This window comes from Acinetobacter proteolyticus (genome assembly GCF_000367945.1).
Taxonomy (GTDB): Bacteria; Pseudomonadota; Gammaproteobacteria; order Pseudomonadales; family Moraxellaceae; genus Acinetobacter; species Acinetobacter proteolyticus.
On record NZ_KB849177.1, the window covers coordinates 243,083 to 254,323 of the forward strand.

Annotated in this window: 7 protein-coding genes; 2 read left to right on the plus strand and 5 right to left on the minus strand. The window is 40.9% G+C overall.

Annotation, left to right across the window (positions count from 1 at the left end):
- Positions 1-339 precede the first annotated feature (339 nt).
- A complete protein-coding gene (gene gdhA / locus F993_RS18485) occupies positions 340-1,686 on the plus strand; it encodes an NADP-specific glutamate dehydrogenase (RefSeq protein WP_004652145.1) in 1,347 nt (448 codons plus the stop codon).
- 91 nt (positions 1,687-1,777) lie between these two features.
- Here gdhA and F993_RS18480 read toward each other — a convergent pair whose 3' ends face one another.
- From F993_RS18480 to F993_RS18460, 5 genes are all read right to left on the minus strand, one after another.
- The gene (locus F993_RS18480; RefSeq protein WP_004652146.1) at positions 1,778-2,884 is read right to left on the minus strand and encodes an META and DUF4377 domain-containing protein; all 1,107 of its coding nucleotides are present in this window, start codon (positions 2,882-2,884) and stop codon (positions 1,778-1,780) included.
- Positions 2,885-3,075: 191 nt separating this feature from the next.
- Complete coding sequence (locus tag F993_RS18475) at positions 3,076-3,849, minus strand: DODA-type extradiol aromatic ring-opening family dioxygenase (protein ID WP_004652148.1); 774 nt, start codon at positions 3,847-3,849, stop codon at positions 3,076-3,078.
- A 100-nt stretch (positions 3,850-3,949) separates the two neighbouring features.
- Positions 3,950-4,429, minus strand: coding sequence for a 23S rRNA (pseudouridine(1915)-N(3))-methyltransferase RlmH (gene rlmH, locus F993_RS18470; protein WP_004652149.1), 480 nt, complete (start codon positions 4,427-4,429; stop codon positions 3,950-3,952).
- Between the two features lie 323 nt (positions 4,430-4,752).
- Positions 4,753-7,182, minus strand: coding sequence for an endopeptidase La (gene lon / locus F993_RS18465; protein WP_004652150.1), 2,430 nt, complete (start codon positions 7,180-7,182; stop codon positions 4,753-4,755).
- Positions 7,183-7,326: 144 nt separating this feature from the next.
- Complete coding sequence (locus tag F993_RS18460; protein ID WP_004652151.1) at positions 7,327-7,914, minus strand: 5-formyltetrahydrofolate cyclo-ligase; 588 nt, start codon at positions 7,912-7,914, stop codon at positions 7,327-7,329.
- 484 nt (positions 7,915-8,398) lie between these two features.
- Here F993_RS18460 and F993_RS18455 point away from each other — a divergent pair.
- Positions 8,399-11,241 (plus strand): ESPR-type extended signal peptide-containing protein (locus tag F993_RS18455; protein ID WP_004652152.1); only part of this gene is annotated, 2,843 nt, incomplete at its 3' end.

Sequence of the window (11,241 nt, forward strand, 5' to 3'; positions counted from 1 at the left end):
CTTTAACGCGGCTAAGCAATCTAAAAAGATGTAAATTACTCAGGTGTTTTTTTTGCTTAAAAATGGTGCTAATGATGAAATTTTTTAGTGCATTTTTGTGTGTAAATTAGTCTATTTTCCTATTTTAAAATGAAGTTCTGTTATGCATTCGGATGCTTTTACTTGTATTTATTATATAAATAACGAACATTTTTTGATTTAAGGTAATGATTTTAATTGATAAAAAAAGTTAAGTATAAAAATAATATTGTGATGAAATAGTAATCTGTATTTAATAGATGCAAAATTCTATTTTGGTGCATTTTTCGCACCAAGATAAACCATAGACTCGGGGGATGTATGTTGAAATACGATAGCTTAAATGACTTTCTGGATTATGTTAAAGCTAGAGATCCATATCAACCTGAATTTTTACAAGCGGTCGAAGAAGTGATGACCAGCTTGTGGCCATTCATTCAGAAAAATCCTAAATATGCACAATATGGTTTGTTAGAGCGACTGGTTGAACCTGAGCGCGCTATTCAGTTCCGTGTCTCATGGATGGATGATCAAGGACAGACTCATGTCAATCGTGGTTTCCGCGTTCAATACAATTCTGCAATTGGTCCATACAAAGGGGGAATGCGTTTCCATCCTTCTGTGAATTTGTCCATTTTAAAGTTTTTAGGCTTTGAACAAACTTTTAAAAATGCGCTAACGACTTTACCGATGGGTGGAGGTAAAGGCGGCTCAGATTTTGATCCTAAAGGTAAATCTGAAGCAGAAATTATGCGCTTCTGCCAAGCCTTAATGCTTGAGCTATATCGCCATCTCGGTTCGAATACAGATATTCCAGCAGGAGATATCGGAGTGGGTGGCCGTGAAGTGGGCTACATGACTGGGATGATGAAGAAGTTAAGTAACGACACATCTTGCGTATTTACAGGTAAAGGGATTTCTTTTGGTGGTTCATTGGCTCGTCCAGAAGCGACAGGCTATGGCACGGTATATTTTGCTGAAGAAATGCTAAAAACCCGTGGCGATAGCTTTGCCAATAAAACCGTATCGATTTCAGGTTCGGGTAATGTTGCACAATATGCAGCAGAAAAGGCCATGTTCTTAGGCGCCAAAGTCGTTACTCTGTCAGATTCAAATGGTACGGTTTATTTAAAGAATGGTTTTAGCAAAGCCTTGCTTGATGAAGTGATGGAGCTGAAAAACATCAAGCGTGGTCGTATGTCAGAATTCGCATCAAAGCATGGTTTTGAATATTTTGAAGGTCAAACGCCATGGCATATTCCTGTGGATATCGCATTACCTTGTGCAACACAAAATGAGCTCAATGCTGAAGATGCAGTAACCCTATTATCAAATGGCGTAATCTGCGTCGCAGAGGGAGCTAATATGCCATCTACACTTGAGGCTGTTGAAAAATTTGTTGCGGCGAAAATTCTATATGCACCAGGTAAAGCTTCCAATGCGGGTGGGGTGGCAACCTCTGGTTTAGAAATGTCGCAAAATGCTAATCGTTTGGGCTGGTCATTTGAACAGGTTGATGAGCGCTTACATGCGATTATGAAAGAAATTCATCGTAACTGTGTGAAATATGGAACCCAGGAAGATGGCTCGATTAATTATGTGGATGGGGCAAATATTGCAGGTTTTGTAAAAGTTGCCGATGCCATTCTTGCGCAGGGCATTTATTAAAAATCTTATGAAATTCCTCTCTCAGAAAGAGGAATTTCCCATAAAAAAATCCGATGACAAAGCATCGGATTTTTTTATGTATAGTACGAAATTATGGTTTTTTTACAATCTCTTGTTCAACAACCATATCGAGTACGTCTGCAATGCTTGATTGGTCAGCAGCTGGGTTTTTAATGTCAAAACGTTTAACACGTACAATCACACGTTGTTGTGGGTTGTGCTCAAAACCTTCGATTTGACCGTAGTACAATGACCAGTTTTTATCTGCGTAAGTTTTTAAACCTTTGTCATCATATTTGACTTCACGAACTTGCATACAAGTTTGTGGTGCAACACCTGTGCAAGACTTAGTTTCAGGTGAAATTTCTAAGAAAACAGTTTTACCTTCAGATTGGTATTTTGCTTCAGGGGTCATTTTACCAACGAAAGTATATTTTTGACCTTTCGCATCAGCAATCACTAGTGTTGGTTGCTCTGGATTCGTGGCATTTACTTCAAACGCAATTTGACGTTTTTGTAGCAGATCACCTGCGAATTTTTCTTGCGCCATTAATGCTGGTTCACAAGCCATCATGGTTGATGCACCATCACCTGTCGCGATCAAACCATTTTCAATTTTCCAAGATGTATTTAAGCGGTTACAACCTGTATCTACAGATAAGCGATCATTGGCTAAGAAGCTTAATACGATTGGACGTTTGGTATCAGCAGGTTGATATGACCAAGTGTAATTGGTTAACACGTTGCTATTCGTCACTTTTGCACCTGTAAATACATGTTTTTGACCTTTACTATCTGTCACAGTCAAGATGGCTTGGCCATTCACTGTGCTGATTTCAAATGGTACTTTTTTCTCGCTGAAAATGTCAGCAGATAAGCGTTCTTGCTGCATTAAATCGTCAGCACAAGCCATCATCGTCGATACAAGCGGAGAGGTTACAATCTTGTTGCCTTCAACAGCCCAAGTACCGCCTTGGTTATTACAACCCGTTTGGATCGCAAGTTTCTGATCGCTATTAAAAGATAAAACTAAAGGCTTAGATGCCTTAGAACCTTGATAAGTCCAATTATATTCAGTTAAATTTTTTGCAGCAGTTGTATTAATTTGAGAAATTACATTATCAGTTACATTTTGCACAGTTTGGCACGCCATTAAAGAAAGCGGAAGTAATGCAAGAACTAAATATTTGATTTTCATATTCAAAACAACGATAAGTAAATAACAGACATAAGCTTAAAGTATTCTTAAAAAGAGAACATGTCATCCTTTTAGCAATTAAGTTTGTTAAATGTTTCTATTTGTAAAATTTTGGAAAAATATAGTAGATTTATAGGCTTGCCGCTATTTTGAGCAAGCCTAATTTATTTTAATGTGATTTAGTTGGATATTTAATCAAAGCGATAAATATCCATGCCCAAAGAACCCATCGAGAAGCTACTGTGTACAACGTTGAAGCGATGACCTGTGCCCATAGCGAAAAAGAGTGGGGCAAGATGCTCTAGTGTTGGATGGTTACGTTGGTTGTAAGGAAGCGTTGGCCAGTCTAGTACCGCATCATAATCTTGATGGGTCAGTTTACTGACCACTGTATTGCGGAAAGTGCTGGCCCAAGTTGGCACGTCGGCATCTGCTTGCCATGATAATTCAGCAAGATTGTGAGTGATGCTGCCTGAACCGATCAACAGAATTTGTTGCTCACGTAATGGAGAAAGAACCTGTCCAATTTTATAGATTTCATCTGCATTCATTTGAATCGGCAGTGAAATCTCAATCACAGGGATATCTGCATCTGGGTACATATGCAACAGTGGCATCCATACGCCATGATCACGTGGACGGGTACTATTTGCATGTGCAGTAATCCCCGCTTCGGCAAATCGTTTAAGAATTTCTTCTGCCAGTTTTGGTGCACCAGCTGCGGGATAACGAATGTCATATAGCTCAGGTGGAAAACCACGGAAGTCGTGCCAAGTTTGTGGTCGAGTTGATGTATTGACCTCTAGGGCTTGGCTTTCCCAGTGTGCCGACATCACCACAATGGCTTGAGGTTTAGGTAAATTATTCCCCAAGCGATGAAGTGCTGGACCCACTTGTTCTGGATCAAGCGCAAGCATGGGTGAACCATGTGAGATAAATAATCCGGGTAAAGTTTGCAGATCCATAAATAACTACCTAAGAAGGAATATAAGCCTATCCTGACAAAATGGGTATCAATATGACAGCCCTTAAGTTTCAACATGTTGTTCTAAAATTAGAACAGTTTTAAGCCCGATGATAGGGATGGTTGTGATTAATGGTCATCGCGCGATAAAGTTGCTCAATCAATAAAATACGCACCATTGGATGTGGCATGGTCAGCTTTGATAATGACCAATGCCATGCCGCTGCTTTGCGAACAGCATCGGAATGTCCATCTGGACCACCAATCGCAATCGCAATATCATTGCCTTCAAGCATCCATTGTTTCATCGTGTCGGCTAATTTTTCTGTACTGAGTTCGCGACCACCGACTTCTAAAGCAATCAATGTTTCATTGGGCTTGAGTACATTTAGAATGCTGTCGCCTTCAATTTGACAGTATTTTAAAATATCTGCTTCAGAATCATTCTTGCCACGTTTTGCCATTGGAAGTTCGATTACCTGCGTTTGTACAAAGGGCTGAATACGCTTGAAATAGTCTTCAAATCCAGTTAACACCCAAGCAGGCATTTTTTGACCAATGGTGAGAATGCGAATTTTCATAGGGTGTCGTTGATTGAGGAAATGAACCCTATTATAAACCCTGTTCTTTGTCGCATGCAGGTAAGTATGGTTTATCTAGTCATAAAAAATACAACAAGCAGTGGTAGCCTAGTCATAAAAAACGCAGCTCAAAATGCGTATGAGCTGCGATCAAAGTGTCATCCGTCTGGAGTTCGGATGACGCTAAAATGAGTGCAGAGTCAAATTTAGCCTTTGTTTTTATCGACTCTATTTTATTATGCAAGATATTGGTTATTTTTCAACCGAATTGTGTAACAAAAAAAGAGAGCCGAAGCTCTCTTTTATTTCCAATCATTTACAGATTAGTGACGTGCTGCTTTCGCATCTTCGACTGGTTTCACAATCGGTGTCTTTGGCAAAGGCTTAGGTGTATCTGTCAAGGCCAAAGGCAGGATTTCATCAATGCTTTTCACTGCTTTGATTTCTAATCCTTCTTTGACATTGTCAGGGATCTCAGCCAAATCACGGACGTTATCTTGTGGAATAAACACCAGTTTGATTCCACCACGGTGAGCTGCAAGAAGTTTCTCTTTCAAGCCACCAATACGCATCGCGCGACCACCAAGACTGGTTTCACCGGTCATGGCAATGTCTGGACGAATCGGAATACCTGTAAATGCCGATACAAGGGCAGTGGTCAGTGCTAAACCAGCAGATGGACCATCTTTTGGTGTTGCACCTTCAGGTAAGTGAACGTGGACATCCGTTTCTTCAAAACGTGATGATTCAATTCCCAATTCATCAGCACGAGTACGTACCACAGTCATTGCAGCGGTAATCGACTCCTTCATTACATCACCAAGTGAACCTGTGGTAATGAATTTGCCTTTACCTTTGACTGCTGCAACTTCAATGGTGAGTAATTCACCGCCCACAGAGGTCCAAGCCAAACCATTGACACGACCTACTTGTGCTTCATCTTCTGCAATACCGAAGTCAAACTTATGTGGACCTAAGTATTCTGGAAGATTGGCTGAAGTAACGTCAATCTGTAAGTTTTTAGACTTTTTGCTGACCGCTTCTTTCACAACTTTACGTGCAATTTTAGAAACTTCACGTTCTAAGCTACGGACACCTGCTTCACGTGTATAACGTTGTACGATGTCACGGATTGCTTCTTCATGAACAGTCAATTCTTTTGTACGTAAGCCATTGTTCTTGATTGCTTTCGGAACAAGGTAGCGTTCAGCAATATTCACTTTTTCATCTTCGGTATAACCCGGTAGACGAATGACTTCCATACGATCCAGTAAAGCCTCAGGAATATTCATGCTGTTGGCAGTACAAATGAACATCACTTCTGAAAGGTCAAGGTCAAGATCTAAATAGTGATCGTTGAACTTACTGTTTTGTGATGGATCAAGTACTTCAAGCAATGCTGATGCTGGATCACCACGGTAGTCTTGTGCCATCTTGTCGATTTCGTCGAGCAAGAACAATGGGTTTTTAACCCCAACTTTCGTTAGCGACTGCACAATTTTACCTGGCATCGCACCGATATAAGTACGACGGTGACCACGGATTTCAGCTTCGTCGCGTACACCACCCAATGCCATACGAACAAACTCACGCCCCGTTGCTTTGGCAACCGATTCACCAAGTGATGTTTTACCAACACCTGGAGGACCGACTAAACAGAGGATCGGACCTTTGAGTTTTTTCACACGAGACTGAACTGCCAAGTATTCAACAATACGATCTTTAACGTCATCTAAGCCGTAGTGATCTGTATCCAGAATTTCCTGTGCTTTCGCAAGGTTAATACTGACTTTGCTGGCTTTATTCCAAGGCGTATCTAAAATCACTTCTAGATAGTTGCGTACAACAGCCGCTTCACTTGAAGCTGGTTGCATTGCTTTCAGCTTACGAAACTCAGCTTCAGCTTTTTTGCGTACGTGCTCAGGTAAATCGGCTTCAGCAAGACGTTTTTCAATTTCGGCAACGTCATCTTCGGCACCGCCATTCATATCGGAAAGTTCACGTTGAATGACTTTCATTTTTTCATTTAGAAAGTATTCACGTTGGTTCTTTTCCATTTGACGTTTTACGCTGTCATGCAGTGTTTGCTCAATTTGCTGTTCAGCAGATTGATTCATCAAATAGCTCATTAACTCTTGCAAGTGAGCTTCAAACTCGTCGTGTTCTAAAAACTTTTGTTTCACTTCAATATTTAAAGGTACACGAGTTGCAACGAAGAACATCAATTGCAATAAGTCTTCGATTTTATTTGCTGCTGCAACGAGTTCACGTGCATTACGTAGCTTCGCTTCTGCATATTGAGCGAATAGGGTACGTAATTCATTTAAGCGAGTCTCTTGGGTCTCTTGGTCCAAAGGCAATGTCATTGGGCTTAAATGATGTTCAGCTGTTAAGTATTCTTCGCCATCAATAATGCGTTCAAGCTTAGAACGATGTAGGCCTTCAATCAGTACTTTAATGCAGTTTTCATCATTTTCATGATTCACAACTTGTACGATTTTAGCCACAGTTCCATATTGATAGAGGTTGTCGTGATCAATTTCTTCTGTGAGCGAATCTTTTTGCGCAACTACAAATACTAAATTGTCACTGTTACGAGCCACATCCACTGCATTGATCGATTTTTCACGACCCACGAATAGCGCGATTTGCATGTGAGGATAAACCACAACATCACGTAACGCTAATAGTGGTAATACACTTGGAACCTGTGGCTCTAAGCTTGTTTCATTATTTAAAATATATTCAGACATGGGCACTCCTAATGAGTGACAACGGTGTTGCCATGTTTTTTATAGTGATGTGCATTTCAAAAAATACAAGGGGGTAGGGGTAGAAAATATAAAAAAAAGACTAAATTACTCAAGATTCATTGCAGAAATAAGAAAAATAATCTGCTAAGACCTGAAATAATAAAACTTTTTAGGGCTGAGTAAGGCATGCAAGGGTTGATCCCATTTTTGTCTGAGGAGGGGGCCCTCCACATATTGAAATGCATGGGCAAGACCGAGACGATAGGGACGATGTTTGGCTGTAGATAACGTACGATCATAATAACCGCCTCCCATACCGACTCGTGTTCCTAAATGATCACAGGCCAATAATGGCATGATGAGTAGATCCAAGTGAGAAACATGTTTTCCACGACTCGCCATCGGCTCTTTCATCCCGAGGGGGTGATGGGAAAAGCGTCTATTTAAATATTGTCTTGAACTCACGCTTACCCAGACTAAATGCTGATTCATATTGCAAATCATGGGTAAATAAACTTGTTTGTTTTGCTGAAAACAAAGCTTTAAAAGTTTGTGGGTATGTACTTCGCCAAAGGCATGTAAATAGAGTCCAATTTTTGATGCGGATTTAAATCGAGAGAATTGTCGAAGTTGAACTAAAACCCGTTGTTCAGCCTTCTTTTGTTGGTAATGGGAAAGTTGTCTTCTTTTTAAACGGAGCTGTTTTCTTAATGAGTTTAGTGTCTGGCTCATAAGCTTTGAAAAAACTGTTTTGAGGTAAAGCAATGATAACCGATTTATTCGCTGAATTCTAAACGAAGCTTTTTCAGGATTTTTAAGTGAAATTAAAAACTTAAATATTAATCTGTATTTATTCTAAATAATTTAATTTTAATAATTTATTCCAATAATTAATGAGTGTTTGAGGTATTGAATATTATTTATTATTTTATTATAGAGTTTTTATTCTATTTTTCACGTTCTTTATAAAATAAAACAAAAGAAGAACAAAATAAAACAATTTATGCTTTTTATTATTTAAATCATATATTTATTTTAATGTTTTTTTATTAAATATGAGAAATATGTCTCATATTATCAATAATAATGCTTATTCATTCTTTACCAATTTACTTGGTTTTATTAGCATCCGCGGCTCTTTTTTGGCGCCGAAACTAAAAATGCTGATTGGCATTTTTAGACCATCAATAACTGCAGTAATTATCTGAGAATTTTTATGAATAAAGTATATAAAGTGGTTTGGAATGCATCGATTGGCGCATGGGTTGCAACCTCTGAACTTGCAAAAAGCAAAACAAAAACCAAATCAAAAGTTCTCAATTTGTCTGCTGCAGTTTTAGTGGGTGCAATTAGTTTTTCTCCTTCTGCATTTGCTGCGCAGGGGACTGATGGTGGTTCAGGATCTGGAACATCCATTTCAGGAACAAATACGCAATGTCGTGAAGGTGTGGCAAATACATCTGGAACTCGGGATATTGCAATCGGTTGTGGTGCACAAACTCAAGGCACAGGTATTTCAAATATTGCGAATCGTCAAAACCCATATAACAATTCAACGGGTGCATTTGCTGGGGCACAAAAACAAGGCGGTTCGATTAGTTTAGGAACTGGGGCGACAACTCAAAATAATTTTGGTACGGCAATTGGTTCTTATGCGACGACTACGGATATCGCAGGTGTTGCAATTGGTACAGCCGCATTGTCAAAAGGAAATACCTCTCTTGCAATTGGTCGTCAGTCAGCAGCAACTGCTGATTTTGCTCAGGCAATTGGTAATGTAGCAGCAGCAACAGGTAAAGGTTCTTTGGCCATTGGTCATTCTGCAACAGCAGAAGGTTATCGCTCAATTGCAATTGGTTCTCCAGATATTGAAAATGCGGGTTCTGTAGCGGGTCAAGCTGGAGCGGAATATCAACCGAATATGGCAACCAAAGCGACAGGTAAAGATTCAATTGCTTTTGGTGGTGGTGCGGTTGCAACCCAAGAAAACTCTTTGGCGATCGGTGCATTTTCATCTTCTACAGGTAAAAAATCGGTTGCGATTGGAACTGGCGCTAAAGCCAATAAAGACGAGGCTGTTGTAATTGGTGATCAGGCAGAAGCGACTTTTGCTGGTGGAGTTGCTGTTGGTAAGGGGGCTCGTTCAGAAGCTGAAAATAGTATTGCTTTAGGTAAAGACTCAAAAGCAACACAGGCAACTGGCGAAAGTTTCTTAACTAAACAAACTGCACCAACAGGTGTTTTATCGGTCGGTGATGTAGGTGCTGAACGTCGAATCCAAAATGTTGCTGATGGTGCTGTAGATTCTGATGCAGCAACAGTAGGTCAGTTAAAAGCAGCACGTACTCATTATGTCAGTGTGAATGATAATGGCGTACAAGGTGGCAACTTCGAAAATGATGGTGCGAAAGGCCGTAACTCAATTGCAGTTGGTGTGAATACAACGTCAGCAGGCTCTGAGTCTGTTGCTGTTGGTTCAAGTGCAAGAAGTGCGGGTACGGGTGCTGTTTCTGTAGGTAGTGCAAGTGAAACTGTCGGTAGTGGTGATGTGTCGATTGGCCGTAACGCTTCAACAAGAGGCGCGACGGGGACCGCACCTGGATATAGCAACCAGTCAATCGCGATTGGTGATCAAACTAAAGCAATCGGTGATCAATCAATTGCAATCGGTGCGGATGTTGTTGCACGCGGTAACTCATCTGTTGCGATTGGTGGGGATGATGTTGATAAAATTGCGCAAGATGCTGAGTTAAGCAAAACATATACAGATATCACAGGCGGTACATTAAAAGCGGGGCGTTATCCAACCACCGAAGCGAATCATGGTTCAACCGCAGTTGGTACACAGGCGGTTGGTACAGGTGCATTTTCATCAGCATTTGGTATGACCTCTAAAGCGACAGGTGATGCGTCATCTGCTTTTGGTGTCATGTCGAATGCATCTGGTAAAGGGGCTGCTGCATTTGGTGCTGTTGCGCAAGCAACTGGTGACGGTGCATCTGCAATGGGTATTAACTCCCTTGCTTCTGGGACTAATTCAACTGCAATCGGTTCTGGTAATAAACCAGGTGAGGGTGCGACGGCAACAGGTCATGGCGCAGCTGCAATTGGTAGTAATGCCAAAGCGACTGGAGACAATGCTGCTGCTGTTGGTAAAGGTGCTGAAGCGACCAATGAAAATGCTGCTGCGATTGGTGGTGGTGCCAAAGCGTCAGGCAAAAACTCTGCTGCGATTGGTGGTGGTGCTGTAGCTGACCAAGAAAATGCAGTAGCTGTTGGTCAAGGTGCGCAATCTCTGGTTGCCGGTGGTGTTGCATTAGGTGCACGCAGCCGGGTTGAAGCAGAAAACAGTGTGGCATTAGGGCAAGATGCGGTTGCGACAGAAGCAACAGGTAACTCGTTCCTCACAAATCGTGATGCATCAATGTCAAATGGTGTGATCTCTGTTGGCTCTGAGGGTAAAGAACGCCGTATTACCAATGTTGAAGATGGTGCTGCTGACTCAGATGCCGTGACGGTCCGTCAGCTTAAACATGTTGATTCTCGTGTGAATGAGAATGCGCAAAACATTACCAATCTGGATCAGAAAATTGATAACACCAAAACTGATTTGGGCAATCAAATTGCAGATACCAATAAAAATCTGAATGATGCTAAAACTGATTTAGGTAATCAAATTAACAATACTAAAACTGAGCTAAACAGCAAGATTGACAACACCAAGACTGAGTTGGAAAACAAAGGCTTGAACTTTGCAGGTAATTCAGGTGCTGACGTTCATCGTAACTTGGGTGAGAAGCTAAACATTGTGGGTGGCGCTGATGCTGCGACAGCAGAAGACAAGACTAGCGGTGAGAACGTGATTACCCGTACCACAGCAGATGGTATCAAAGTTGAATTGTTGAAAGATGCGAAGTTCGACAGCATCACCACTGGTGACACGGTATTAAACGACAAAGGTGTGACCATTAAAGATGGTGCAAGCATTACCAAAGATGGCATCAATGCAGGTAATAAAGTCATTACTAACGTTGCTGATGGTGTAAATGGTAAAGATGC